The 26,863-nt window shown below is 70.0% G+C and carries 23 protein-coding genes; 16 read left to right on the forward strand and 7 right to left on the reverse strand.

Annotation, left to right across the window (positions count from 1 at the left end; translation table 11 throughout):
• The first annotated feature begins 78 nt into the window (after positions 1–78).
• From panD to AC5P1C_RS36095, 5 genes are all read left to right on the forward strand, one after another.
• Complete coding sequence (panD, locus tag AC5P1C_RS36075) at positions 79–519, forward strand: aspartate 1-decarboxylase (protein WP_493870220.1); 441 nt, start codon at positions 79–81, stop codon at positions 517–519.
• Positions 516–863 (forward strand): GNAT family N-acetyltransferase, encoded by a 348-nt coding sequence (locus AC5P1C_RS36080; protein WP_493870221.1) that lies wholly within the window; start codon positions 516–518, stop codon positions 861–863. Before panD ends, AC5P1C_RS36080 begins: the two co-directional genes overlap by 4 nt.
• Positions 857–1,516, forward strand: coding sequence for an aspartate/glutamate racemase family protein (locus AC5P1C_RS36085; protein ID WP_493870222.1), 660 nt, complete (start codon positions 857–859; stop codon positions 1,514–1,516). Before AC5P1C_RS36080 ends, AC5P1C_RS36085 begins: the two co-directional genes overlap by 7 nt.
• 66 nt (positions 1,517–1,582) lie before the next feature.
• Positions 1,583–2,029, forward strand: a complete 447-nt coding sequence (locus tag AC5P1C_RS36090; protein ID WP_493870223.1) for a nitroreductase family deazaflavin-dependent oxidoreductase — start codon at positions 1,583–1,585, stop codon at positions 2,027–2,029.
• A 95-nt stretch (positions 2,030–2,124) separates the two neighbouring features.
• On the forward strand, positions 2,125–2,319 hold the full coding sequence (locus AC5P1C_RS36095) for a hypothetical protein (protein ID WP_493870224.1): 195 nt from the start codon (positions 2,125–2,127) through the stop codon (positions 2,317–2,319).
• 86 nt (positions 2,320–2,405) lie between these two features.
• On the opposite strand, the gene gnd is transcribed toward AC5P1C_RS36095, so the two are convergent.
• Complete coding sequence (gnd, locus tag AC5P1C_RS36100; RefSeq protein WP_493870225.1) at positions 2,406–3,848, reverse strand: NADP-dependent phosphogluconate dehydrogenase; 1,443 nt, start codon at positions 3,846–3,848, stop codon at positions 2,406–2,408.
• Between the two features lie 99 nt (positions 3,849–3,947).
• Between gnd and AC5P1C_RS36105 the strand changes: the two genes are divergently transcribed.
• Together AC5P1C_RS36105 and AC5P1C_RS36110 are read left to right on the forward strand one after the other, a co-directional pair.
• Entirely contained in the window at positions 3,948–4,919 is a 972-nt protein-coding gene (locus tag AC5P1C_RS36105; RefSeq protein ID WP_493870226.1) for an acetylxylan esterase, read from the forward strand.
• Positions 4,920–5,048: 129 nt separating this feature from the next.
• The gene (locus AC5P1C_RS36110; RefSeq protein ID WP_493870227.1) at positions 5,049–6,251 is read left to right on the forward strand and encodes a transglycosylase family protein; all 1,203 of its coding nucleotides are present in this window, start codon (positions 5,049–5,051) and stop codon (positions 6,249–6,251) included.
• A 92-nt stretch (positions 6,252–6,343) separates the two neighbouring features.
• Here AC5P1C_RS36110 and AC5P1C_RS36115 read toward each other — a convergent pair whose 3' ends face one another.
• Entirely contained in the window at positions 6,344–7,408 is a 1,065-nt protein-coding gene (locus AC5P1C_RS36115) for a DMT family transporter (protein ID WP_493870228.1), read from the reverse strand.
• Positions 7,409–7,830: 422 nt separating this feature from the next.
• Here AC5P1C_RS36115 and AC5P1C_RS36120 point away from each other — a divergent pair, with 422 nt between their 5' ends.
• Genes AC5P1C_RS36120 through glgC form a run of 4 tightly spaced genes read left to right on the forward strand, consistent with a single transcriptional unit; the run spans position 7,831 to position 11,821 of the window.
• Complete coding sequence (locus AC5P1C_RS36120; protein ID WP_493870229.1) at positions 7,831–8,607, forward strand: class I SAM-dependent methyltransferase; 777 nt, start codon at positions 7,831–7,833, stop codon at positions 8,605–8,607.
• Positions 8,608–8,618: 11 nt separating this feature from the next.
• On the forward strand, positions 8,619–9,359 hold the full coding sequence (locus tag AC5P1C_RS36125; protein ID WP_493870230.1) for an IucA/IucC family C-terminal-domain containing protein: 741 nt from the start codon (positions 8,619–8,621) through the stop codon (positions 9,357–9,359).
• Between the two features lie 52 nt (positions 9,360–9,411).
• Entirely contained in the window at positions 9,412–10,578 is a 1,167-nt protein-coding gene (glgA, locus tag AC5P1C_RS36130) for a glycogen synthase (RefSeq protein ID WP_493870231.1), read from the forward strand.
• 22 nt (positions 10,579–10,600) lie between these two features.
• Positions 10,601–11,821 carry a glucose-1-phosphate adenylyltransferase gene (gene glgC / locus AC5P1C_RS36135; protein ID WP_493870232.1) on the forward strand — a complete coding sequence of 407 codons (1,221 nt, stop codon included), beginning with the start codon at positions 10,601–10,603 and terminating at the stop codon, positions 11,819–11,821.
• Positions 11,822–11,850: 29 nt separating this feature from the next.
• On the opposite strand, the gene AC5P1C_RS36140 is transcribed toward glgC, so the two are convergent.
• The 5 genes from AC5P1C_RS36140 to AC5P1C_RS36160 all read right to left on the reverse strand — a co-directional run bounded on the left by AC5P1C_RS36140 (position 11,851) and on the right by AC5P1C_RS36160 (position 17,678).
• Positions 11,851–12,840 carry an ABC transporter permease gene (locus AC5P1C_RS36140; RefSeq protein WP_493870254.1) on the reverse strand — a complete coding sequence of 330 codons (990 nt, stop codon included), beginning with the start codon at positions 12,838–12,840 and terminating at the stop codon, positions 11,851–11,853.
• A gap of 29 nt (positions 12,841–12,869) precedes the next feature.
• A complete protein-coding gene (locus AC5P1C_RS36145; RefSeq protein WP_493870233.1) occupies positions 12,870–13,832 on the reverse strand; it encodes an ABC transporter permease in 963 nt (320 codons plus the stop codon).
• A gap of 71 nt (positions 13,833–13,903) precedes the next feature.
• A complete protein-coding gene (locus AC5P1C_RS36150) occupies positions 13,904–15,424 on the reverse strand; it encodes a sugar ABC transporter ATP-binding protein (protein WP_493870234.1) in 1,521 nt (506 codons plus the stop codon).
• Between the two features lies 1 nt (position 15,425).
• Positions 15,426–16,523 (reverse strand): ABC transporter substrate-binding protein, encoded by a 1,098-nt coding sequence (locus AC5P1C_RS36155; RefSeq protein ID WP_493870235.1) that lies wholly within the window; start codon positions 16,521–16,523, stop codon positions 15,426–15,428.
• A 141-nt stretch (positions 16,524–16,664) separates the two neighbouring features.
• Complete coding sequence (locus AC5P1C_RS36160; RefSeq protein WP_493870236.1) at positions 16,665–17,678, reverse strand: LacI family DNA-binding transcriptional regulator; 1,014 nt, start codon at positions 17,676–17,678, stop codon at positions 16,665–16,667.
• 203 nt (positions 17,679–17,881) lie between these two features.
• On the opposite strand from AC5P1C_RS36160, the gene AC5P1C_RS36165 reads away from it, so the two are divergent.
• The 5 genes from AC5P1C_RS36165 to AC5P1C_RS36185 all read left to right on the forward strand — a co-directional run bounded on the left by AC5P1C_RS36165 (position 17,882) and on the right by AC5P1C_RS36185 (position 26,854).
• A complete protein-coding gene (locus AC5P1C_RS36165) occupies positions 17,882–20,491 on the forward strand; it encodes a PA14 domain-containing protein (RefSeq protein ID WP_493870255.1) in 2,610 nt (869 codons plus the stop codon).
• A gap of 55 nt (positions 20,492–20,546) precedes the next feature.
• Positions 20,547–21,263 carry a hypothetical protein gene (locus AC5P1C_RS36170; RefSeq protein WP_493870256.1) on the forward strand — a complete coding sequence of 239 codons (717 nt, stop codon included), beginning with the start codon at positions 20,547–20,549 and terminating at the stop codon, positions 21,261–21,263.
• 115 nt (positions 21,264–21,378) lie between these two features.
• Positions 21,379–23,721 carry a GH92 family glycosyl hydrolase gene (locus AC5P1C_RS36175; protein ID WP_493870237.1) on the forward strand — a complete coding sequence of 781 codons (2,343 nt, stop codon included), beginning with the start codon at positions 21,379–21,381 and terminating at the stop codon, positions 23,719–23,721.
• A 192-nt stretch (positions 23,722–23,913) separates the two neighbouring features.
• Positions 23,914–25,278: a wax ester/triacylglycerol synthase family O-acyltransferase gene (locus tag AC5P1C_RS36180; RefSeq protein WP_493870238.1), complete on the forward strand. Its 1,365-nt coding sequence runs from the start codon at positions 23,914–23,916 to the stop codon at positions 25,276–25,278.
• A 70-nt stretch (positions 25,279–25,348) separates the two neighbouring features.
• A complete protein-coding gene (locus AC5P1C_RS36185; RefSeq protein WP_493870239.1) occupies positions 25,349–26,854 on the forward strand; it encodes an SDR family NAD(P)-dependent oxidoreductase in 1,506 nt (501 codons plus the stop codon).
• The last annotated feature ends 9 nt before the right edge of the window (positions 26,855–26,863 follow it).

Here is a 26,863-nt window from a genome sequence, read left to right on the forward strand (position 1 = left end):
AAAGGCATGCCGATGTACAGTGAACAGCGCCCCTGACCTGCACAAAGCAGGCAGGGAGCCGTCTTCTAGGAGTCCAAAGTGCTGCGTACTCTCTTCAAGTCCAAGATCCACCGCGCCACGGTGACCCAGGCGGACCTGCACTACGTGGGTTCCGTCACCATCGACGCCGACCTCCTCGACGCCGCCGACCTGCTGCCGGGCGAGCTCGTGCACATCGTCGACATCACCAACGGCGCCCGCCTGGAGACGTACACCATCGAGGGCGAACGCGGCAGCGGCGTCATCGGCATCAACGGCGCGGCCGCGCACCTCGTGCACCCCGGCGATAGGGTGATCATCATCAGCTACGCCCAGGTCGACGACGCCGAGGCACGCACCCTGCGGCCCAAGGTCGTGCACGTCGACGGCGAGGACAACCGCATCGTGGCCCTCGGCGACGACGCCGCCGCGCCGGTGCCCGGCGCCGACGACATGGCGCGCAGCCCGCAGGCGGTGCCAGCCCTTCAGGAGAGCCGATGAGCAGTGGGATCGAGATCCGCGACGATCGGGCGCGCGGCGCCCTGGAGGCGCGCGCGGACGGCGAAGTCGTCGGCCAGATCGTCTACTTCACGCTGGACGCCCCTGAGGCGGCCCTGGTGCCGGTGCACACCGAAGTGGTCCCCGCGCACGAGGGTGAGGGCATCGCGGGCTCGCTGGCCAGGGAGCTGTACGCGATGGCGGCGCGGGAAGGCGTCGCCGTCGCACCCCTGTGTCCGTACGTCGTGAAGTGGGCCGAGCGGCATCCGCAGGAGGCGCCCGTGCCCTCGGCGGAGCTGGTCGGCGCCGCCCTGGACAAGGTGAAGTCGGACCCGGCCGCGTGGTGACCCCCGTGCTCGTCCTGCTGCACACCTCACCCGTGCACGTCCCCGCCTTCGATGGGCTGCGGGACGAGGAGCACCCGGGCGTGGAACTGCGGCACCTCGTCCACGAGGACCTGCTCGCGCGGGCCCGCGTCGAGGGCCCCGACGCGGTGGCCGACGACGTCGAGGAGCTCCTGGTGCGGGCCGTCGCCGAGGGGGCGAGCCTCGTGCTCTGCACCTGCTCGACGATCGGCGCCGTCACCGAGGCCCGCGCCGCCGCTGTCGGGATCCCCCTCGTGCGGGTCGACCGGCCCATGGCGGCCGCCGCCGTGGCCGCGGGGCGGTCCGTGGCCGTCGTCGCCACCCTGCACAGCACGCTGGGTCCCACCCGCGCCCTCGTCCATGAGGAGGCCGCACGCGCCGGGCGGCCCGTCGACGTCACGACGGTCCTGGTGGAAGGCGCCTGGGAGCGGTTCGAGGCGGGTGACCGGGAAGGCCACGTACGTCTGATCGCGGATGCCGTCGACGCCCTGGACGGCGTCGACTCCGTCGTCCTCGCCCAGGCGTCCATGGCGGAGGCGGCGGACCGCGCCACCCTCCCCGTGCCGGTCGTCTCCAGCCCGCGCGTCGGGCTGCGTGAGGCCGTTCGCCGGTGTGGTGCCGACGCCAAGTCGTAGGCTGACCGCGGGAGGTGAGTGAGCGCTCACCTCCCGCGTACCCCCTTCGACTTCACAGGAGCGGACATGGCGCAGCAGGACGAAGAGGTCGTGATCAGTCCCACCGGATGGGTGGCCAAGCAGGCCCGTGAATACGAGGAGTCCGGCGGCGCGCAGGGTGCCGAGGTCATGGGCGTGACCTGTCTGCTGCTCGACTACCGCGGACGGCGCAGCGGGCAGTGGCGCCGCACCGTACTCATCTACAAGGCCGACGGTGACGACTACCTCATCGTGGCGTCCAACGGCGGCGCCGACGAGCACCCCTTGTGGTACCGCAACCTCGTCGACGAGCCCGACGTACGGCTCCGCGTGGGCACCGAGGAGCGGTTCGCCGCCCGTGCCGAGACCCTGTCGGCCGAGGAGAAGGCGAGGGTCTGGCCGGGGCTCGTCGAGCTGTTCGCCCCCTACGCGGACTATCAGGCCAAGACCGATCGGGACATCCCCGTCGTACGGCTCAGGCGCACCCGGGACTGAGCCGGGCGGCGTGAGGACGTGTCGACTCGGCAGGCGTGGGCACGCGAGGCGGGAGAGAGTGGACTCGACCGATCTCCGACCTCGATGGAGGAGACATGACCCACCCGTATCCCGACCCCGTGCCGCCGAGCCCGATCCCCGACCCGAATGGGCCGAGCCCGGTGCCCGACCCCGAACGGCCCACGCCGGGCCCGGGTCCCGGCCCTGTGCCGCGCCCCACCCCGGATCCGCCGCCGACCCCGCTCCCGCCGCCGGGACCGGAACCCGAGACCGAGCCCAAGCCGGTCTGACGGCGGGGGAGGCCGTCGGAGCCTCTCGTTCGGTTCAGGCCTGAACTTCCGTCAGGCCTGAACGTCCGTCAGGCCCGCACTTCCGATCAGGCCTGCACTTCCGAGCGGTCCGCGCCCCACAGGGTGTGGAACGACCCTTCGCGGTCCGTACGCCGATAGGTGTGCGCCCCGAAGAAGTCGCGCTGCCCCTGTGTGAGCGCGGCCGGCAGGCGCTCCGCGCGCAACGCGTCGTAGTACGCGAGTGCCGCGGCGAAGCCCGGCGTGGGGACGCCCTGCTGCGTGGCCGCCACCAGGACCGCGCGCCAGTCGTCCTGCGCCGCGCCGATCTCCTGCGCGAACGTCTTGTCCGAGAGCAGGCTCGGCAGGTCCGCGCGCGTGTCGTACGCGGCGCGGATGCGGTCGAGGAACGCGGCCCGGATGATGCAGCCGCCGCGCCAGATCGAGGCGACCGCGCCCAGGTCGATGTCCCAGCCGTACTCCTCGCTGCCCGCGGCGACCTCGTGGAAGCCCTGCGTGTACGACACGATCTTCGACGCGTACAGCGCCTGCTCGACCTGGTCGGCGAACGCCCCCGCCTCTGCCTCGCCCAGCGGACGCGCCGTGGGACCCGCCAACTCCTTGGAAGCCGCGCGCAGTTCGGTGTGGCCGGAGAGGGAGCGGGCGAACACCGCCTCGGCGATGCCCGACACCGGCACACCCAGGTCGAGGGCGATCTGCACGGTCCAGCGGCCCGTGCCCTTCTGCTCGGCCTGGTCCTGGACCACGTCCACGAACGGCTCGCCCGTCGCGGCGTCCACGTGCTTGAGGACCTCCGCCGTGATCTCGATCAGGTAGGAGTCGAGGCGGCCGGTGTTCCAGGTGCGGAAGATGTCCGCGATCTGCGCGGGGGAGTAGCCCGCCACGTCGCGCAGCAGCTGGTACGCCTCGGCGATGAGCTGCATGTCCGCGTACTCGATGCCGTTGTGCACCATCTTCACGAAGTGACCCGCGCCGTCCGGGCCCACGTGCGTGACGCACGGGGAGCCGTCCTTCGCCTTCGCCGAGATCTTCTCCAGCATCGGCCCGAGCGAGGCGTACGACTCCGGGGAGCCGCCCGGCATGATGCTCGGGCCGAGCAGCGCGCCCTCCTCGCCGCCGGATACGCCCGTGCCGACGAAGTGGATGTCCTGCTCGCGCAGTTCACGCTCGCGGCGCCGGGTGTCCGCGAAGTGCGCGTTGCCGCCGTCGATGATCATGTCGCCCGGCTCCATGAGCGGCGCGAACTCCTTGATCACGGCGTCCGTGGGCTCGCCCGCCTTCACCATGATGACGAGACGGCGCGGGCGCTCCAGGGCCGCGACGAACTCCTTGGCGGTCTCGGTGGCGATGAACTCGCCCTCGTGGCCGAACTCCTCGACCAGGGCGTGGGTCTTGGCCGCCGTGCGGTTGTGCAGGGCGACGGTGTATCCGTTGCGTGCGAAGTTGCGGGCCAGATTGCGCCCCATGACCGCGAGGCCCGTGACACCGATCTGGGCTGACGTGCTGCTCATGCCGTGGCTCCTGGAAGTGGAAGTGCCGCCTGTGTTCGCCAGTATTGCCCCGCGGCGTAGCGTGACATTCCGACACTGTGTCCGACGGAGGAGCCGCCCGTGCCCCATTTCGACATGCCGCTCGACGAACTGCGCCGTTACCGGCCCGAAGCGACCGAGCCCGAGGATTTCGACGCGTTCTGGGAGAAGACCCTTTCGGCCGCACGTGAGCACGACCTGGACGCCCGTTTCGTGCCCGTCGACGCGCACCTGAGCACGGTCGACGTCTTCGACGTGACGTTCGCCGGGTTCGGCGGTCACCCCGTCAAAGGTTGGCTGATAGTGCCCGCCGGGACGACCGAGCCGCTGCCCACCGTCGTCGAGTACATCGGCTACGGCGGCGGACGCGGTCTCCCGCACGAGCATCTGCTGTGGTCGGCGGCCGGGTTCGCGCACTTCGTGATGGACACCCGGGGCCAGGGCAGCGGCGGTTCGCCGGGCGACACCGCCGACCCGGTCGGCAGCGGACCCGCCGTCCCCGGCTACATGACGCGCGGCATCGAGGACCCTCACGAGTACTACTACCGGCGCGTCTTCACCGACGGCGTACGAGCGGTCGAGGCGGCCCGGAGCCATCCGCTGGTGGACTCCTCGCGCGTCGCCGCTGTCGGCGGCAGCCAGGGCGGCGGGATCACGCTGGCCGTCGGCGGACTCGTCCACGACCTGGCGGCGATCGCGTCGGACGTGCCGTTCCTGTGCGACTTCCCGCGCGCCACGACCCTCACCGACCGGCAGCCCTACCGGGAGATCGCGCTCTACATGAAGGCCAGACGCGGCTCCGAGGAGCGCGTCTTCCGTACGCTCTCCTACTTCGACGGCGTGCACTTCGCGGCGCGGGGCACGGCGCCCGCGCTCTTCTCGGCGGCTCTCGAGGATATGACGTGCCCGCCGTCCACCGTGTTCGCGGCCCACAACTCCTATGCCGGGGCGGAGCGTTCGATGGAGGTGTACTCCTTCAACGATCATGAGGGCGGTGGCCCCTACCAGCAGAGTGTCCAACTCCGCTGGATGCCGGAGCACTTGAAGGGCTGACCGGAACGGAGCCCCCTCGGTCACGCACCCTTGTCACGGTTCGGTCGGAGCGGCTAACTTGCCGCCTTGTCGTGTGTCTGACGTGACTGTTCTGACGTGACTGTGAAGTGTGTGACGGAGGGGGCTCTCATGGCCGTACGCGGTCGGCACCGCCGGTATCAGCCGAACCGGATCAACCGGGCTTCGCTGACCGTCACGGCGGGCGGCGCCGGGATGGCGCTGCCACTGATCGGCACCGGCACGGCGGACGCGGCCGACGTCGACACCTGGAACAAGGTCGCGGCCTGCGAGTCCACCAACAACTGGAGCATCAACACCGGCAACGGCTATTACGGCGGCCTCCAGTTCAAGCAGTCCACCTGGGAGGCGTACGGCGGCACCGCCTACGCCCCGCGTGCCGACCGCGCCACCAAGCACCAGCAGATAGCCGTCGCCGAGAAGGTCCTCAAGGCGCAGGGCCCGCAGGCCTGGCCGGTCTGCTCGGAGCGTGCGGGTCTGACGCGCGGCGGTGACGCGCCCGACATCACGCCGATGAGCGGGCCCAAGAAGACGGCGCCCAAGACCCCGCAGCGCGACGTCAAGGACGTCAAGCCGGAAGTGACCCCGCAGTCCACCGCGGGCCGCGGCCAGATGTACACGGTCGTCCGCGGTGACACGCTCTCCGGGATCGCCGAGGAGCGCCGGGTCAACGGCGGCTGGCGGCAGCTCTACGAGGCGAACCGCAAGGCCATCGGCGGTGACCCCGACCTGATCACGCCCGGCCAGCGGCTCGCGCTGCAGGCCTCGCAGAAGAGGGCCGAGAAGCCTCGGGCCGCGCCAAAGCCGCGCACGGAGCCGAAGCAGCGGGCCGAGCCGAAGCCGAAGGCGGAGCCGAGGCAGGCCAAGCCGAAGGCCGAGCCCAAGCAGGCGAAGCCCGCCCAGGCCTCGCAGGGCTTCTCCGCACCCGTCGGCGCGTCGCCCAGCACCCCCTACCGTGCCGCCGGGGGCTCCTGGTCGAAGGGCTACCACACGGGCGTCGACTTCGCCGTCGCCACCGGTACTTCGGTGAAGGCCGTCACCGCGGGCACGGTCGTGTCGGCCGGCTGGGGCGGCTCGTACGGATACGAAGTGGTGATCCGGCACGGCGACGGGAAGTTCTCCCAGTACGGCCACCTGTCGGCGCTCACCGTGAAGGCCGGGCAGAAGGTGGGCGCGGGACAGCGCATCGCGCGCTCGGGCTCCACGGGCAACAGCACGGGCCCGCATCTGCACTTCGAGGTACGGACAGGGCCGGGCTTCGGCTCCGACGTCGATCCGCTCGCGTATCTGCGGGCCGGTGGCGTCCGGATCTGAGGCGGGGCGGACGCAGCGCTTTGAGAACGACCGAAGCCCCTGGGAATCCCCAGGGGCTTCAGTACGTACAGACGGCCTCAGTACAGGCGGCCTCAGGAGCCGATGCGTTCTCGGCCGTGGCCGTGGCGGAACAGCACCCGCCGGTGCGGTCCGGTCGCGGGTTGCGAGGGCACGGCGGGCAGCTCGTGCGCCCGCGCCTTGGCGGCCAGGGCTTTGGCAGCCACGGTGTCGGCGGCCACGGCATCCGACGCCACGGGGTCCGCGGCATCCGCCGCCACAGGGCCGCCCTTGACCACCGGGACCGTCGGCGTCGGAAGACCCTGCGCCGCGCCGATCCGCTCCGTGGTCAGCAGGATCAGACCGCCCGCCGCCACGACACCGAAGCCCAGGGCGACGGCCGTGCCCGCGGAGCCGTAGCGGAACGATTCGCCGAAGAGCGTGAGGCCCACCGCGGCGGCCACGACCGGATTCACGACCGTCACCGTCGACAGCGGCGCCGCGAGGCCGGCGCCGCGGTACGAGGCCTGTGAGATCAGCACGCCGGCCGTTGCCAGGACCGCGATCACGGCGAGGCTCGGCAGCTGCTGTGTCAGGGGCTCGTCGGCCTCCCAGTCCACCGCCACCGTCTTGGTGAACACCGAGGCGATACCGAACGCGACGCCCGCCGCGCCGGCCAGCAGCACGCTGCGCACCACCGGATGACGGTGCACCGCGTGTGCCACGACCATCAGCGTCACCACGGCGCCCGCGGTCACCAGACCCACCATGAACCGTTCGGCGTCGTCCAGGGACTGCGCGTCGGCGGACTGTGTGAGCGAGAGCAGCCCCGCGAGGCCCACCGTCGCCATGATCGCGCCGCGCCAGGCGGTGGCACCCGCCTTGCGGCGCACGAAGAGAGCGGCCATCGGCAGCGCGAAGACTATGGTCAGGGCTCCGAGGGGCTGCACGAGGCTCAGCGGCCCGTACGCGAGCGCCACCACGTGCAGTAGTGCACCGAGGCCGTTCAGCGCGATGGCGACCCACCAGACGCCGCGACGCAGCGGGACATACCGGCTCTCCGGCGTGCTGACAGCGACGCGCTCCTGCAGAATGGCCCCGCCCGCATACGCCACGGCGGAGACGAGGGAGAGCAGCACGGCGAGCGTGAGGGCACTCATGAGGTGCTCCACGGCTTGCGATGCGCCCCCTGGTGGGCCCGGGGCGTCCGGCGAGGCGAACGGTCGGCTTCCATAGTCACTACGATCTCGCGAATTTCGCTCCACGTCGTCGTACCTCAGCAGGCATTGGGTCCTACTGCCGATGGAGTACGACCCGGGGGATGTCCTCCCCCGGGTGGGTTACGCAGCGGTTCGGCGGATCATCCAGAATCCCGAAAATCCTTGCGCTAATCCCCTCCAGAACGCCCCCGTACAGGCCTCCGCGGGCGCCGTGGGCGGCCCTGCGCACGTCTTCCGGAGTGCTGCCCTTCCGCGCCGCTCACGGCCCGTCGAACGGCTGCCTGCGGCCTGCGCTCATGCCATCTGAGCTGGGATTTTAGGGTACTCGCCGGTATTCTTGACCCTCGTGGAAAGGGGTCCGGATGCACCGGAACACACGCAGTGTCGACGACGTCCTGAAGCTCATGGACGGCCTGTTCGCGCCGGAAGCCGACCGCTGGACCGCCGACGCGGCGAGCTGGTGGGACGGCTTCTACACCGATCGCTCACGGCCGGTGCCGTTCTTCGTGGCGAAGCCTGACGAGAACCTCGCCTCGTACGTCGACCGCGGCCTGCTCACGCCGGGGCGAGCCCTCGATCTGGGCTGCGGCCCCGGCCGCAACGCCCTGTATCTCGCCTCCCGGGGCTTCCAGGTGGACGCCGTCGACCTCTCCCCGGCGGCCGTCGCCTGGGCGCGGGAGCGGGCCCGCGAGGCCGGGGCCGACATCCGCTTCCACCGCGGCGACGCCTTCGAGCTCCCGACGGCGGAACTGGGCGGCCCCTACGACCTCATCCACGACTCGGGCTGCTTCCACCACCTGCCGCCCCACCGCCGCGTCAGCTACCTCTCCCTGATCGACCGCGCCCTGGCCCCCGGCGGCCACCTGGCCCTCACCAGCTTCGCCGCGGGAGAGGGCGGCTCCGGCTCCGAGCTGCCCGACGCCGACTTCTACCGCGCGTCCGGACTCCAGGGCGGCCTCGCCTACACACCGGAGTCCCTGCGCTGGATCTTCTCCGACCTCACGGAGGTCGAACTGCGCCGCATGCGCGACGAACCGGCCGACTCCGCGTACTTCGGTGAGCCCTTCCTGTGGACGGCGCTCTTCCGCAAGGACGCTCAGGCACACTCAGGCACGCTCGGGCTCTGCGGGGACGCCTAGGCTCTGCTGTCGTGAAAGCCCCTCTCGACCTGACAGAAGTAGGTTCCGTCGGCGGATTCTTCGCCCTGCGCACGGGCGCCCCGCCGGGCGGTGCCCAAGTGACGTCCCTGGCACGGGTGTACGCGGGGGACGGCGGGCCCCTCGCGTTCCGCGTCGACAAGGTCGCCGCCCGGCTCGGTGCGCCCGACGAGCGCATCGCCGTGTCCGTGGCCCAGCTCGGGCTCGCCGCACGGCTGTGGTCCGTGGCGCTCGGCTCGGCCGCGCTGCACGGTGAGGTGCCGGACCTGGACCCGGCGCTGCTGCACTGGGACGCGGACGGCAGTTCCCCCGACGACCTGTGGCTGACGGACGTGACGGCGCGGCCCGCGGACGCCGCGAGCATCCGGGACGTCGTACAGGACGGCCACCTGGCACCCCTGGCCGACGCCTTGCGCACGCGGTACCGCATCTCCGCGCCGCTGCTGTGGGGCAACGCGGGCTCCGCGCTCGCCGGAGCGGCCCGTGAACTGGACACCTGGGCCCGCCGCACCGGACGTACCGACGTGGGCGAGCGCGCGAGAGCGCTGGCCGGTGACCTCTTCGACCACCCCGACCTGCGCGGCACCGGAACCCTGCGCGGCACCGCGTTCCGCCGCAGCAGCTGCTGCCTCTACTACCGCTGTCCGGGCGGCGGCCTGTGCGGCGACTGCTGCTTCGACCGGCCGCCGCAGAGGTCGGTGCGGCACTCTTCCCCACCGGGCGCTTCTGGGTGACCATGAGGGGGCGGGCGACCGGCGGCTTGGGCGGACGGACGGGGGGTTCTGCGTGCGAGTGGGACTGCTCACCCGGGAATATCCACCGGACGTCTACGGCGGAGCCGGCGTCCATGTCGAGTTCCTCGCCCGGGAGTTAGAGGCGTTCACCGACGTCGACGTGCACTGCTGGGGAAGCCAGGGAGCCGCCGACGGGCCGACACGCCACCAGGCCTGGGACGCTCTGGACGGCGCCAACGACGCCCTGCGCACGTTCTCCGTGGACCTGTCCATGGCGGCGGCCCTCACGGGGTGCGACCTCGTCCACTCCCACACCTGGTACGCCAATCTCGCGGGCCACTTCGGCAAGCTTCTGCACGGCATCCCGCACGTCATGACATCGCACTCCCTGGAGCCCCTGCGCCCGTGGAAGGCCGAGCAGTTGGGCGGCGGGTACGCGCTGTCCGGCTGGGCCGAGCGCACCGCCGCCGAGGCGGCGGACGCCGTGATCGCCGTATCGCGCGGCATGCGGGCCGACATCCTGCGCTGCTATCCCGCCATCGACCCGGCGAAGGTGCACGTGGTCCACAACGGCATCGACACCGGCCTGTACCGTCCCGATCCCGGCACGGACGTCCTGGAGCACCTGGGGATCGACCCCGGGCGGCCCTATGTCCTGTTCGTCGGACGCATCACGCGGCAGAAGGGCGTCCCCCATCTGCTGCGCGCCGCGAAGGAATTGGACCCGGCGGCCCAGCTCGTCCTCTGCGCCGGAGCCCCCGACACCCCGCAGATCGACGCCGAGTTCCGCACTCTCTTCGAGGAGCTGAGCCGCGCCCGCGGGGGAGTCCACTGGATTCCGGAGATGCTGCCGCGCCCCCAGGTCATCCAACTCCTCACCCACGCAAGGGCGTTCGTCTGCCCCTCCGTGTACGAACCGCTCGGAATCGTCAATCTGGAGGCGATGGCCTGCGGCACCCCGGTCGTGGCATCGGACGTCGGCGGCATCCCCGAGGTCGTCGCCGACGGAAGCACGGGGCTCCTCGTCCCGTACGAGGAGAAGGAGCCGGCAGCCTTCGAGGCGCGGCTCGCGCAGGCCCTGAACGAACTGGTCGCCGATCCGAGCGCCGCGACCCGCATGGGCGCCGCCGGACGCGAGCGGGCCGTCGGGGAGTTCGGCTGGGACGCGGTCGCGCGACGCACGGCCGACGTGTACGAGGAGTTACTCGAGTCCAAGTGATCCCAGTTAAGGGGGCGGCGCGATGCGCGGTGGACCTTCGGTGCTCGGAATCGTCCTGGCGGGCGGTGAGGGAAAGCGCCTGCAGCCCCTCACGGCCGACCGGGCCAAACCTGCGGTCACGTTCGGCGGCACGTACCGCCTCGTCGACTTCGTGCTCTCCAATCTCGTCAACGGCGACATCCTCCGGATCTGCGTACTGACCCAGTACAAGTCGCACTCCCTGGACCGGCACGTCACCACCACCTGGCGGATGTCCAGCCTCCTGGGCAATTACGTCACGCCTGTTCCCGCACAGCAACGCCTGGGCCCGCGCTGGTACTTGGGCAGTGCGGACGCGATCCTGCAGTCCCTCAACCTCGTCCATGACGAACAGCCCGACTACATCGCGGTGTTCGGCGCCGACCACGTCTACCGCATGGACCCGCGGCAGATGCTCGGCCAGCACTTCGAGAGCGGTGCCGGGGTGACGGTCGCGGGGATCCGCGTGCCGCGCTCGGAGGCGTCGTCCTTCGGCATCATCACGCCCGCACGGGACGGCGCCCGCGTCGACCGCTTCCTGGAGAAGCCCACCGACCCGCCGGGCCTGCCAGGGTCGCCGAACGAGGTGTTCGCCTCCATGGGCAACTACGTCTTCACCACGAAGACCCTCGTCGACGCGATCCAGCAGGACGCCGAGGACCACAGCTCCAAGCACGACATGGGCGGTTCGATCCTCCCCATGCTCACCGAGCGCGGCCTGGCCCAGTTGTACGACTTCGACGACAACCACGTGCCGGGCGAGACCGCGCGCGACCACGGCTACTGGCGCGACGTCGGCACGCTCGACGCGTACTACGAAGCGCACATGGACCTGATCTCCGACCAGCCCGTCTTCAACCTGGACAACCGGCGCTGGCCCATCTACACCCACTCCGGCGGCCTGCCGCCCGCCAAGTTCTGCGCGGGTGGCATCGCGGGCGAGTCCATCGTCAGCCCCGGCTGCGTCATCCGGGGGCAGGTCACACGCTCCGTGCTCTCACCCGGCGTGACGATCGAGGACGGGGCGGTCGTACAGGGTTCGGTCCTTCACGACAACGTGCGCGTGGGCAGGGGAGCGGTGGTGCGGGGCGCGGTCCTCGACAAGAACGTGGACGTCCCGCCCGGGGCGACGATCGGGGTCAACCCCGAGCGGGACGAAGAGCTCTACACGGTGTCGAAGGGGGGCGTGATCGCGCTGGGCAAGGGGCAGGTCGTGCCCCTGTAGCCCTTGCTCGCCGGCTGCATCGTTGATTCCTACAGCACCCTTTGCCTGCGCCCCAGCCACGTCTGCGCGATCACCACGAGCGCCAGGAAGGCGCCGCTGACCACCTGTTGGTAGGCGGAGTCGAGCGAGCCGATCTGGTTGATGACGTTCTGGATGACCTTCAAGAGCAGTACGCCGACGAGCGATCCGCTGATGAAGCCGAACCCGCCGGTCAGCAGCGTGCCCCCGATGACCACCGCGGAGATCGCCTCCAGTTCCATGCCCGAGCCCAGGATGGTGACCCCCGAGACGAGCCAGGCCGCGTTGAGCGCGCCCGCGAGGCCCGCGCAGAGGCCGGAGAGCGTGTAGACGGTGACCTTGGTGCGGGCCACCGGAGCGCCCATGAGGGCCGCCGCGTCCTCGTTGCCGCCGACCGCGTACACGTACTGGCCGAAGCGGCTGCGGCGCAGCACGACGGCGCCGGCGACGAAGAGGGCGAGGGTGATCCAGACCGGGGCTCCGATGCCGAGGAGCTTTCCCTGGCCGAGGGTCGCGAAGAACGAGTCCTTGTCGACCAGGTAGGTCTTGGAGCCCTCGTCGGTGATGGACAGGAGGATGCCGCGCGCGCCCAGCATCGCGGCCAGCGTCACGATGAAGGGGGCGAGGCGGGAGCGGGCGATGAGCAGGCCGTTGACCAGGCCGATGAGTCCGCAGACCGCCAGGGGGAGGAGGAGCGCCACCGCTGTTCCGTACTGGGAACCCCAGGCCGCGAGGACGCCTCCGAGGGCGAAGAGCGAGCCGACCGAGAGGTCGATGCCGCCCGTGATGATCACGAACGTCATGCCGAGCGCGACGACCGCGAGGAACGCGGAGGAGACCGCCATGTTCTCCAGGTTGTCGCCGGTCAGGAACGTGTCGAAGCTGAGCGACGCCGCGATGACGGCGACCACCAGCGTGACCAGGGCGCCGTGCTGCTGGGCGAGCGCGCTGACGCGGTCGGAGCGGCTCGCGCCCGGCTGCTCGTCCTCTGGTTTCTTCATGGGCTTGGCCTCGGATAGGACGGTGCCGGTCACCGCTTGCCCCTCTCCCGTGCCGCGTAGACGGCGAGAATGATCACTACGGCCTGGGCGATCTGTGTCCAGGAGGGCGGCAGATCGTGCTTGATGAGGGTGGCGGTGAGCAGCTGGATCAGTACGGCGCCCGCAACGGTGCCGCCGATCCGTACGCGTCCGCCGCTGAGCGGTGTGCCGCCGACGACTACGGCCGTGATCGCCGACAGTTCCATGAGGTTGCCGAGCGATGTCGGGTCGCTCGCGGTGAGGCGCGCCGTCGCCAGGATTCCGGCGATGGCGGCGAGGGCGCCGGAGCAGACGTAGACCAGGATCAGGACTCGTCGTACGGGGAGTCCCGCGAGGCGGGCGGCCGGGCGGCTGTCCCCGATGGCGAGGAGCTGGCGGCCGAAGGTGGTGCGTCGTACGACGAAGGCCACGAGGAGTGCGAGGGCGGCGGCTATCAGTACGAGGTAGGGGATGCCGAGGATCGCGCCGGAGCCGAGGCTCGCCATGTTCGGGTCGCGTACGTCCTTGAGCTGGGGAAGGAGTACGAGGGCGAGTCCGCGGCCCGCGACCATCAACGCCAGGGTGGCGACGATGGGTTGGACCCCGATGAACGCGATGAGGGAGCCGTTCGCGATGCCGATGGCTGCGCCGCCTATGACCGCGACTATGAGGGCGATCCAGATCCCGTAGCCGAGGTAGAGGGAGAGGAGGGAGGTGGAGAGCGCCATGACCGAGCCGACGGAGAGGTCCACGCCCTCGCTGCCGATGGCCAGCGCCATGCCCAGCGCGACGATGAGGACCGGGGCTACCTGGACCGCCTGGGTACGGAAGTTCTCGGCGGAGAGGAAGTGGGGGGTCAGGGCGATGTTGAGGAGGAGGAGTACGGCTACGCCCAGGTAGACGCCGTAGTTCTGGAGGAAGCGGAGGGCTCGGTCGCGGTCTGCGGTCCTGCTTCCCAGGGCTAGGTCAGTCATGGGTACTCCGGGTGCGCCTTGGCTTGTCGGTGGGGCGGGGCCCCGCCGGGCGGCTGCGGGTGGATTGGTTGCTAGTCACCGGAGCTCCCCGTCGTGGCTATGGCGCGCATGAGGGCGTCCTCTGTGACCTTGGAGCCGGTGAGTTCCTCGATCACCGTGCCGTCCTTGAGTACGACGACTCGGTCGGAACCCTCGATGAGTTCCTCCATGTCGGAGGAGATGAGGAGGACCGCCAGGCCGTCGTTGGCCAGTTCGTCGATGAGCTTCTGGACCTCGGCCTTCGCGCCGATGTCTATGCCTCGGGTCGGCTCGTCCAGGAGGAGGACCTTCGGGTTCATGGCCAGCCAGCGGGCCAGGAGGACCTTTTGTTGGTTGCCTCCTGACAGCTCGCCCACCTTCTGGTCGGGGCCTGATGCCTTGATGCGCAGGCGCTTCATGAAGGTGTCGACGATTGAGTCGATCGCTGTCTCGTTCACCAGGCCGAAGCGGGAGAGGCGGGGGAGCGCGGCCAGTGCGATGTTCTCGCGGACCGAGAGGCCCGGGACGATTCCCTCGGCCTTGCGGTCCTCGGGGAGGAGGCTGATGCCGGCGCGGATGGCGGCCGGGGGTGAGCCCGTGCGGACCGCGGCTCCGGCTATCAGCACGTTGCCCGAGTCGGGCGGCAGCGCGCCCGCTATGGCCTTTGCTGTTTCGCTGCGGCCCGAGCCGAGCAGGCCCCCCAGCCCTACGACCTCGCCCGGACGGATCTCGACTGATACGCCGTGGAGGTGGTGGCGCATCGTCAGGTCCGTTGCCTGGAGGACCGGTTGGGTTTCTGGGGCGTGTTCTCCGGAGAACTTGGTTACGCCCTCCTCGCGGACCTCTCCGACCTCGCGTCCCAGCATGAGCGATACGAGGCGGAGTCGGTCCAGCTCCGCGATGGGTCCCGTGTGCACCAGCTTTCCGTCGCGCAGGACGGTGACCATGTCACACACCTCGTAGAGCTCTTCGAGGCGGTGGCTGACGTAGATCACCGCGATCCCGCGGTCCCGCAGCATGCGGATGACGCCGAACAGGGTCTGGACCTCGCGGGGTTCGAGCGAGGATGTCGGCTCGTCCATGATGACGACCTGTGCGTCCACCGAGACCGCGCGGGCCAGGGCCACCATCTGCTGGGTGCCGACGCCCAGTTCGCGGAGCGGGCGCCGTACGTCGACGCTGATGCCCAGGCGCTTGAGGGCCTCATCCGCCTCGCGGTGCATGCGGCGGAAGTCGATGAGGCCCAGGCGCCCGCGTGGCTCGCGGCCGAGGAAGAGATTGCGGGCCACGCTCATCAGGGGGACGAGGTTGACCTCCTGGTAGATGGTGGAGATGCCCGCGTGCTGGGCGTCGAGCGGGGTGGTGAAGGTGACCTTCTCGTTGTTGTAGGTGAGGTCGCCCGCATCCGGTGCGTAGACGCCCGTCAGCACCTTGATCAGGGTCGACTTGCCCGCGCCGTTCTCGCCGATCAGAGCGTGCACCTCACCTGCGCGCGCGGTGAAGTCGACCCCGTCGAGGGCTCGTACGCCGGGAAATGTCTTGCTGAGCCGGGTTACTGAGAGGACGTCAGTCATCTCAGTACGCCTTGCCGAGGTCCGTCTTCGCGTTGTTCTTCGTGTACGCGCTGTCCTTGATGACGATGTCCTGCGAGACCTTCGTACCCTTGGTGAAGGTGTCCAGGGTCTGGAAGGCGAGCGGGCCGAAGCGCGGGTTCGACTCGATGACGCCGTCGATCCAGCCGTCGACGATGCCCTGCACGGCGTTGCGCGTGCCGTCGACCGTCACGATCTTCACGTCGCCGGGCTTCTTGCCCGCGCCCTTGAGAGCGTTGACGGCGCCGAGGCCCATCTCGTCGTTCTCGGCGTAGATCCCGGTGATGTCCGGCTTGGACTGGATGAGCTGTTCGGTGACCTGCTGGCCCTTCTCGCGGGCGAACTCGCCCGTCTGCTTGAAGACGACCTTCAGGTCGGGGGCCTTTTCCTTGATGCGGTCCTGGAAGCCCTTGGTGCGTTCGGTGGTGACGTTGTTGCCCGCGGCGCCGAGCAGGATCGCGACCTTGCCCTTGCCGCCCGTCGACTTGATCATCTGGTCGGCCGCGCGCTTGCCCTGCTCGACGAAGTCGGAGCCGATGAAGCTGACATAGTCCTTGCAGGCCTTGGCGTTGATCTTGCGGTCGATGGTGACGATCGGGATGTGCTTGGCGGAGGCCGCGCGAAGGACCGGCTCCCAGCCGTCGGAGTTCAGCGGTGCGATGACAAGCAGGTCGGCGCCCTTGGCGATGAGGTCCTGGACGTCGCTGATCTGCTTGGAGAACTGCGACTGCGCGTTGGCGGTGAGCAGCTTGACGCCGCGCTTCTTCGCCTCGGCCTTGATGGACGCCGTCTCCGCGATGCGGAAGGGGTTGGCCTCCTTCTCGGACTGGGAGAAGCCGACGGTGGCGCTCTTGAGGTCGAGCTTCTTGCCGCCGTAGGCGTCGATCGCGCAGGTCGGGCCGCTGCCTTCGCTCGGCTCCGAGACGACCTGGCCCGAATCGCCCTGGTCCTGCGACGCGGAGCTCTTGTCGCCGTCGTCCTCGGACTTGGCGCATCCGGTGGCGAGCGCGAGGCTCGCGGCGAGGCCGGCGGCGAGGAGGGTCCTGGCTGAGGTGCGGCTAAGGCGTGTGGTCGGCTTCATGGAGTCCCCAAAACGGCACGGCCCCGGCGCTGAGAGCGCTCACGGGAGGATCGGCTTGCGGTCAACTCGGCTGTACGGGGAGCTTTTTACATCGTTGGAAGGAGGCTGTAAACCCTCCGCGCACGTCGGACCTGCGGCAGGTCAGCGTCGACCGAGCGTGCTCTCGCGCTCCACCAGGCGGAATTCCGCGGCGAGTTCACGGCCCTCGGGTTCTCCCGCGCCCTCCAGGCTCCGCAGCAGCGAGGCCACCGCGAGGCGGGCGATGGCCTGCTTGTCCGGCGAGACCGTGGTCAGCGTGACCGCCCCGAACTGGCCCTCGGCGATGTCGTCGAAACCGACCACCGCCACGTCCCACGGCACGCGCAGACCGCGCTCGTGCAGCACGCGCATGGCGCCGATCGCCACCAGGTCGTTGTACGCGAACACGGCGTCGGGCCGCACTCCCGCGTCCAGCATCCGCGCCATCGCCTTCGCCCCGTCCCAGCGGTTCCAGCCGCCGACCGGGCCCACCAGATTGTCCGGCGCGGCTATCCCCGCCTGCGTCAACTCCTCGCGCCAGCCCTGGAGGCGGAGGTTCGCGGGCTGGTTCGCGGAGTCCGTGCGGGCGCCGAGATACGCGATGCGGGTGCGGCCGCGGCTGATGAGGTGGCGCACCGCCGTGCGGGCCGCCGCGACGTTGTCGATCGCGATGTGGTCGTACGGCAGGTCGTACTGGCGCTCGCCGAGCAGCACCAGCGGTACGTCGTCCTCGCGGCCGAGCAGGTCGTCCGACTCGAGCTCGAGTGGGCTCAGGATCAGGCCGTCGATCACCCGGGCCCGGAAGCCCTGGCTGACCAGGACCTCCTGCTCGCGCTCGCCACGGGTGTGATCCAGCAGGACGGTGAAATCGTGCTCGGCCGCCGCGTCGATGACCGCGCCCGCCAGTTCGGCGAAGTACGGGTTGCCGAGCTCGGGAACGGCGAGCGCGATGATCCCCGTACGGCCCTTGCGCAGGTGACGTGCCGTCAAATTCGGGCGGTAGCCCAGCTCGTCGATCGCCTCCTGTACGCGCGCCCGCATCGCCGGGGTGACGTGCTGATACTTGTTCACCACGTTCGAGACGGTCTTGATGGAGACGCCCGCGCGCTCCGCGACGTCTTTGAGGCTTACCCGCACGTGCAGCTCCCTGCGTCTAGGTGCACCCCTGTCCTGGGGTGTTTGTCATGGCCCTGGACAGCGCGCCGGAGAGCGTGCTGTCATGCCAACTGCCGTTCCTTCCAACGTTGTACAGATTCGTTGTACAGACTGCAGCGGCGAGCCGCCACCCCCTTCCTCAGCCTTCGAGCACCGCTTCAAGCAAAGGAGGATCCGTGCGCCCCATCCGACCCAGACGAGTCAGGCAGCGACTGATACTGCTGCTCGCCGTCGCCCTCGCCTTCGCCGGACTCACCGCAGTTCCGGCCGCGACAGCCGCCGACGAACCCCCCGAGGTCCACGGCCTGAAGGGCGAGTACTACACGCAGTCAGCGCCCGGAGCCTTCGACTTCCACGAACTCAAGGCCACCGGCTTCGACCAGAAGATCGACTTCGACAACCTCGACCCGCGTCTGACCTTCGCCACCGGGAAGGCCGACGACGCCACCGTCCGCTGGACCGGCAAGGTCGTCCCGGAGAAGACAGGTGCCCACACCTTCTCCATGATCGGGGACAACGGCTTCCGGCTCTGGGTCGACGGCAAGCTCGCCATCGACCACTGGGTGGACGACTGGGACAAGGAACAGACCGCGCAGCCGGTCGAGTTGACCGCCGGAAAGGCCTACGACATCAAGGTCGAGTACTTCGAGCACTACGGCGGCTCCAACCTCCACCTGCGCTGGACCGAGCCCGGCGGCACCAAGGAAGCCGTCCCGCAGTCGGCCTTCCGCCTCCCCGACGGCTTCGAGTACGACGGAGCCACCTCGGCCACCGTCCTCAAGGACGGCCGGACCCTGAAGCTCGACTTCGCCCAGAAGCTGGCCGCACCCCCGAAGGACCTCGCCGGCCACATCGAGGCGGTCATCGGCGGCGCCAAGTGGCCCATCGGCACGGTCACGGCAGACCCCAAGGATCCGCGCGCCCTCCTCGTGGCCCTCAAGGAACCCGTCGTCGGCAACAAGACGGGCACCGCGAAGGGCACCGCCGACCTCCGCTACGACGGAAAGGGCGGCTTGAGCGGCGAAGACGGCAAGGCGGTCGCCGCGTTCTGGAGCAGCGGCCCCAACCACTCCGAGCACCAGCTGCGCACCAAGTGGGCCGACAAGGTGGGCCCGGACAACGCGCTGCCCGAGTACCCGCGCCCTCAGCTGACCCGTGACGCCTGGCGCAACCTGAACGGCACCTGGCAGTTCGCCTCCGCCAAGGCCGGCGAGACGCCCCCGTTCGGCAAGAAGCTCGGCGAGAAGATCCTCGTCCCCTACCCCGTGGAGTCCCAGCTCTCCGGCCTCGAACGGCACGAGGACCGCATGTGGTACCGCAGGACCTTCACCGTCCCCGAGGGCTGGAAGGTCGGCGACGGCAAGCGCCTCAAGCTCAACTTCGGCGCGGTCGACTGGCAGTCCGAGGTCTTCGTGAACGGCAAGAAGGTCGCCGAACACAAGGGCGGCTACGACAAGTTCAGCGCCGACATCACCGACGCCCTCAAGCCCGGCAAGACCCAGGAGCTGATCGTCGGCGTCTACGACCCGACCGACTCCAAGGACGGCGAGAACCCGCCCGTCGGCAAGCAGCGCCTGGACCCCAGCGGCATCTGGTACACCCCGTCGTCCGGCATCTGGCAGACGGTGTGGATGGAGCCGGTGGCGGCCGACCACGCCGACTCGCTGAAGATCACGCCTGACGTGGCCACCAAGACGGTCACCGTCGAGCCCAAGGGCGTGCGCGATGGAGTGCCGGTCAAGGCAGTCGCGTACGAAGGCAAGAAGAAGGTCGCCGAGGCGAGCGGACGCACGGGCACACCGCTCGAACTGAAGATCGCCGAGCCGCGCCTGTGGTCGCCGGACGATCCCTTCCTCTACGACCTGAAGGTCACGGTCGGCAAGGACGACGTCAAGAGCTACTTCGGGATGCGCACCGTCGCCGTGGAGAAGGTCGACGGCACCCCGCGCACGATGCTCAACGGCAAGCCGCAGTTCCTGATGGCCACGCTCGACCAGGGCTTCTGGCCGGACGGCCTGCACACGGCGCCGACCGATGAGGCCCTTGCGTACGACCTCAAGATGCACAAGGAGATGGGCTTCAACTCGGTCCGCAAGCACATCAAGGTGGAGCCCGACCGCTGGTTCTACTGGGCGGACAAGCTGGGTCTCATGGTCTGGCAGGACATGCCCTCGATGCGGTCCGACCGCAACCCGAGCACGGCGGCCCGCGCCCAGTACGAGCACGAGATGAAGCAGATGATCGACGAGCACGCGAACCACCCGTCGATCGTCATGTGGGTCACCTTCAACGAGGGCTGGGGCCAGTACGACCAGGGCCGCATCGCCACCCAGGCCAAGGCCTGGGACCCGACCCGCCTGGTCAACGGCATGTCGGGTCTCAACCTGGGGGCCGACGGCGGCACCGGCGACATCATGGACGAGCACGGCTATCCGAGCCCGGCCCTGCCGCCCAAGCCCGACGGCGAACGGGCGCTGATCAACGGCGAGTACGGCGGTCTCGGACTCGCGGTACCGGGCCACGCCTGGTCGGTCCAGCAGAGCTACGTCGACGTGGACCCGGCGACGTACACGGACGACTACCTCACCAAGCTCGACGAGGTGCACGCGCTCGCCTGCAAGGGCGGGAACGGCGCCGTCTACACCCAGATCTCGGATGTGGAGGGCGAGTTGAACGGTCTGCTGACCTACGACCGCAGGGTCGTCAAGCCCGACGTGAAGCGGCTCAAGGCGGCACACGAAGCCTTGATCGGCGACGCGTCACGGCCTGATCCCGCGGGGTGCTCGGGTTCCTGACCGAAGCGCTTAACCCGTGGACGCGGCCCCTCCCACTTGGCACGATCAGCTCGTGATCATCGAGAGCGAGTGGGCAGGGGCCGCGGCCCGCAACAACGCCGAATGGTGCGACGCGGTCTGCCGCGCGCACGGACTGCCGGGGGAGTTCAGGGACGGTGCTTGGAGCAGCGCGCGCCGGACGCCGCCGCTGTATCCGGACGCCGTCTCGCTCACCCCCGGCATCTCGGCGACCGACCTGGCGGACCGGATCGACACGGCGACACCGGGCTGCTCCGTCAAGGACAGCTTCGCGTGCCTCGACCTGGAACCGATGGGCTTCGAGGTGCTCTTCGAGGCGCAGTGGATCCACCGGCCCGCGGGCGCGGCTCCCGTGGGGCATCCCGGTGTCAGCTGGGAGCCGCTCAAGAGCGCCGATGCGCTGCCCGCGTGGGAGAGCGCCTGGAACGACGGCGAGGGGGGCCTGGGCTTGTTCCGGCCCGAGCTGCTGGCCGGCGACACGACGTTCCTGGCCGGGACCTCCATGGACGGCCTGATCGTCGCGGGTGCCGTAGCGAGCCGCAGCGATTTTGTGGTCGGCGTCTCCAACCTGTTCGCGATGGGCGACGCGATGGGCGGGGAGGCCGCGGCCTGGGCCGGGTGTCTGACGGAGGTCGATCGGCTCTGGCCCGGCCTGCCCGTCGTCGGATACGAGAGCGGCGCGAGCCTGGACATCGCCGTCGGCCAGGGATTCACCCCGGTCGGGCCGCTGCGGATCTGGGTGCACACCGACTGAGGTCCACAACCCGCCTTCTCCTTCCTCTCCCACCCCTTGACGCACACCACACGGCCCCCGAAGAATGATCGCGTTCCGCGCTTTGACAACGTTGTCCAAGGAGGCGTTCCCACCCATGAGATGGACCCAACGGCTACGCGGTACGGGAGTGGCGGTGGCCGCGGCCGCGCTCCTGGGGGGCGCCCTCGCCATACCGGCGGCGCAGGCGGCCCCAGCAGGGGACGAGCAACTCACCGACCTGGTCAACCCGTTCATCGGCACCGAGAACGAGGGCAACACCTACCCCGGCGCGGCCGTGCCCTTCGGCATGGTCCAGTTCTCGCCCGACACCGGGCACAACACCGGATACGACCACTCCGACACCCACATCCGCGGCTTCTCGACCGTCCATCTCTCGGGCGTGGGCTGCGGGTTGGGCGGCGATCTGCCGGTGCTTCCCACCACGGGCGACGTCAAGGAGACCGACTACGCCAAGTACGCGGCGGAGTTCAGCCACGACGACGAGAAGGCGAGCCCCGGCGCCTACCAGGTGGGCCTCAAGTCCGGCATCGACGCCGAGCTGACCGCCACCGAGCGCACCGGCGTGCAGCGCTACACCTTCCCCGCGACGGACAAGGCCAACGTCCTGCTCAACGCGGGCCAGTCGCTGCACAAAACGGGCAAGACCGAGGTCGAGATCCTCGACAGCCGTACGGTCCGCACGGCGATCACCGGCAGTGGCTTCTGCCAGGACACCAAGCCGTACACGGTCTACACGATCACCCGTTTCGACCGCCCCTTCACGACGTCGGGCACCTGGAAGGGCGACACCGTCACCGCGGGCTCCAAGAAGTCCTCGGCGGGCGATGAGCGCAACGGCGCGTACGTCCGGTTCGACACTTCCAAGGACCGCACCGTCGAGGCGACCACCGCTCTCTCGTACGTCGATGCCAAGGGCGCCGCACTCAACCTCCGTGCGGAAGGCGGGCGTTCGTACGACCGTGTCGCGAAGGCGGCCGAAGCCGCGTGGGAGGACCGGCTCGACGACGTGAAGGCGCAGGGCGGCAGCGAGACCGTGCGACGCACCTTCTACTCGTCCCTCTACCGTTCGTTCCTCGCGCCGAACATCGGCAGCGACGTCGACGGCCGGTACACGGGCTGGGACCAGAAGATCCACAAGGCCAAGGGCTTTACCTACTACCAGAACTGGTCCCTGTGGGACACCTACCGCACCCAGGCGCAGCTCCTGTCCCTGCTCGCACCGCACGAGTCCCGCGACATGGCCCTCTCCGTCCTGAAGATCGACGAGGAGAGCGGCTGGCTGCCCAAGTGGGGCTACGGCACGGTCGAGACGAACATCATGACCGGTGACCCGGTCACGCCGTTCCTCACCAACGCCTACCAGCAGGGTCTGCTGAAGGGGCACGAGGAAGAGGCGTACCGCGCGCTGAAGAAGAACGCGGACGGCGTGCCGCCCGCCGAGTCGGCGCCCGTGGGCCGTGAGGCCAACAAGGAGTACCTGAGCGAAGGGTTCGCGCCGTACATCAAGGGCCGCCCGCACGCCAAGCCCGGCGACTCCGACTATGACCACGGTGCTTCCGCCACGCTCGAGTACGCCCTCTCGGACGCGATGCTCGGCGAGATGGCCGGCGACCTGGGGCACGAGGCCGATGCCGCGCGGTACGCGGACCGTGCGCAGAACTACCGGAAGATCTTCGACAGTTCGACCGGATTCTTCCGCGCCCGGGACGCGGAGGGCGCCTTCACCGGACCCGCCGACCCGGCCAAGAGCGAGGGCTTCCACGAGGGCACGTCCTGGCAGTACCAGTGGCTCGTCCCGCAGGACCTGCCCGGCATGGTCGACCTCATCGGCGGCAAGCAGGCCACCAACGACCGTCTCGACTCCTTCTTCGCCTACGAGCAGCTCCTGAAGGACCCGGCGAAGACCGCGCGCGAGGTGTGGGTCAACGGCCCTTACGACTACTACAACGCGGACAAGTACAACCCGCAGAACGAGCCCGACCTCATCGCCCCGTACACCTACCTGTCGACGGGCCAGCCGTGGAAGACCACCGACGTGGTGCACGCCGCGCTCACCCTCTTCACGGACACCCCGACCGGCATGACCGGAAACGACGACCTCGGCACCATGTCCGCCTGGAACGTCCTTTCCTCGATCGGCGTCTTCCCGGTCCAGCCCGGCACGGACACCTGGGGCCTGTCGACGCCGATCTTCGAGCGCGTCGACATCGAGCTCGACCGCCGCTACTACCCGAAGGGGCGCCTCACGGTGAAGGCGCCGGGCACGTCGGACACCCACCGGTACATCCAGTCGGCGAGCACGGACGGCGCCGGCTACGGCAAGACGTACCTGACGACCGACGACATCCGTGACACCCGCGAACTCTCCTTCACGGTGGGCGACAAGCCCTCGGAGTGGGGTACGTCGGAGCAGGCGGCACCTCCGGCACTGAAGTGACGTACGCCCGATGCTGGTGAAGTGACGTAAGACATACGCCACGTGAGCACCACGAGGCCCGCCCCTCTCAGAGGGGCGGGCCTTAATCTGTTGTTAACTGTGCGTAGCTTGATCGTACTTGACCGTAGTCACAGGGCGGCGATTGACTGCTCGTTCACGCCCCCCGCACCGCCCCCGACGCGAGAGCAGACCGTGACACCTACGCGCTCAGACCAGCTCGCACCTCTCGACCTCGCCTTCTGGAACATCGAGTCCGCCGAACACCCCATGCACCTGGGGGCCCTTGGCGTCTTCGACGCCGAATCGCCGGGCGCGGCCGAGCGCGCCGCCCGGCTCCTGGCCGAACGCGCGGCCGACGTGCCGGGACTGCGGCTGCGGATACGTTCGGTCTGGCTGCCGGTCGGCGGGGCCGTCCGCGCGCCCGCGCCCGCCTTCGATGCGCTGGACCACGTCCGCCTCGCCGAGCCCGTGCGGGACTTCCACGCGGCGGCGGGCGCGCTCATGCAGTGCCCGCTGGAGCGGGAGAGGCCGCCGTGGGAGGCGCATGTCCTTCCGGGGGACGACGGCACCTCGTTCGCCGTGCTGTTCAAGTTCCACCACGCCCTCGCGGACGGGCTGCGCGCCCTGATGCTCGCCGCGGCGGTCATGGACCCCGTGGACCTGCCCGTCACGCGTCCGGCGCCCGTGGAGCCCGAAGCTTCCCGGTGGTCCTGGCTCCCCGACCCGCGCAAGCTGACCGGCCTGGTCCGCGACACCGTCGGCGACGTGGGGCAGGCCCTGGACATCGGCTCCTCCGTCGCCCGCGCGACCGTGGGCGTACGGTCGTCGGCCGCCCTCACGTCGGACGCCACCGGCACGCGGCGCACCGCGGGGGTGCTGCTCGACCTGGACGACGTGCACCGCGTGCGCAAGACCGTGGGCGGCACCGTGAACGACGTACTCATCGCCGTGGTCGCCGGCGCCCTGCGCCGCTGGCTCGACGAGCGGGGCGACGGCAGCGAGGGGGTGGAGCCGCGCGCCCTGGTCCCTGTCTCCCGGCGCAGGCCGCGCGGCGCGCAGCCGCCGGGCAACCGGCTCTCCGGCTATCTGGTCCGGCTGCCGGTCGGCGACCCGGACCCGATCGCGCGGCTGCGGACGGTGCGGGCCGCCATGGACCGCAACAAGGACGCGGGGCCGAACCGCGGCGCGGGCGCGGTCGCCCTGCTCGCCGATCATGTGCCGCCGCTCGGCCACCGCATCGGCGGCCCCGTCGTCGCGCAGGCCGCCCGGCTGCTCTTCGACATCCTCGTCACCAGCGTCCCGCTGCCCAGCCTCGGCCTGAGACTCGGCGGCTGCCCGCTCGCCGCCGTCTACCCCTTCGCGCCGCTCGCCCAGGGGCAGGCGCTTGCCGTGGCGGTGTCGACGTACCGGGACCGGGTGCACTTCGGTCTGGTCGCGGACGCGGCCGCCGTGCCCGACCTGGATGTCCTCGCCCGGAGCATGCGGGAGGAGCTCGCGGGGCTCGTCGAAGCGTGCGTGAACCGTCCGCGTTTGGTAGAGGGGCCTGTCGCTACGTAAAGTTCTCTTCTTTGGAGCTTCCGCGGTCACCCAGACGAGCCGCGGCATGAGTGACGCGAGGACAGCGGCGATGACGGTGACAGAGGACGGCCTGGGGGCTGCCGGTTCGGCCGAAGAGGCCGTCGATTTCGGCCCCGGCATCGACCCCGACCGTCTCGCCACCTGCCTCAGCGTGCTCGACGAGCTGGACAAGCTGGACGTCGACCACCCCGACGCGATCGCGGTGCGCCGCGCCACGGCCGGGATCTACCGGACCGTGAAGCAGCGCCGCCGTCAGGAGCGCCGCGCCGCCAAGACCGCGCACGACAAGGCTGTGACGGAAGCCACGGCGACCGGCTCCGCCGAGCGGATCGACGACGAGACCGAGGGTCTGCTGCCCTCCTCGCAGACCGAGGAGGGCCGGATCGCGGGGATACTCCAGCGCCCGCGCTCCTGCTACACCTGCAAGAGCCGGTACGTGGAAGTCGACTACTTCTACCACCAGCTCTGTCCGGACTGCGCCCACCTGAACCGGTCCAAGCGCGACGCCCGCACCGACCTCACCGGCAAGCGCGCGCTGCTCACCGGCGGCCGCGCCAAGATCGGCATGTACATCGCGCTGCGCCTCCTGCGGGACGGCGCCCACACCACCATCACGACGCGCTTCCCCAAGGACGCCATCCGCCGGTTCAAGGCGATGGACGACTCCGCCGAGTGGCTGCACCGCCTGGAGGTCGTCGGCATCGACCTGCGCGACCCGGCCCAGTCCGTCGCGCTCGCCGAGCGGACCGCCGCCGCGGGACCGCTCGACATCCTGATCAACAACGCCACGCAGACCGTGCGCCGCCTGCCCTCCGCGTACGCCGCCCTGGTCGACGGCGAGGGCGCGCCGCTGCCCGCCGGGGAGCTGCCCGCGCACTCCGTCATCGGCGCCTTCAATTCCGGAGCGGTGGACGGCCTGGCCGCGCTGCCCGTCGGCACCAGCGGCCTGGACGCGCAGCAGGTCGCCGACCTGGCCCTCGTCGCGGGCAACGCCAGCGTCGCCCGGCACCTGGACGGCACCGCGATCGACGCGGGAGGCCTGGTCCCGGACGTCGTCGACAGCAACACCTGGGTGCAGACCATCGAGCAGATCTCCCCGGTGGAGCTCCTCGAGACCCAGCTGTGCAACTACACCTCGCCGTTCATCCTGATCAGCGCGCTGCGTCCGGCGATGGCCGACGCCGCGAGGAAGGCGTCGAGCGGCCGCTCCTACGTCGTGAACGTCTCGGCGATGGAGGGCGTCTTCGGCCGCGGTTACAAGGGTGCGGGGCACCCGAACACGAACGCAGCGAAGGCCGCGATGAACATGGTGACGCGGACCAGCGCCCAGGAGATGTTCCAGACCGACGGCATCCTCATGACCTCGATCGACACCGGCTGGATCACCGACGAGCGCCCGCACTACGACAAGCTGCGCCTGGCCGACGAGGGCTTCCACGCCCCGCTCGACCTGATCGACGGCGCGGCACGGGTGTACGACCCGGTCGTGCGGGGCGAGGCGGGCGAGGACCTGTTCGGCGTCTTCCTGAAGGACTACGCGCCCGGTAAGTGGTAGCCGCACGCG

The sequence above is a fragment of the Streptomyces sp. A18 genome, assembly GCF_059026065.1.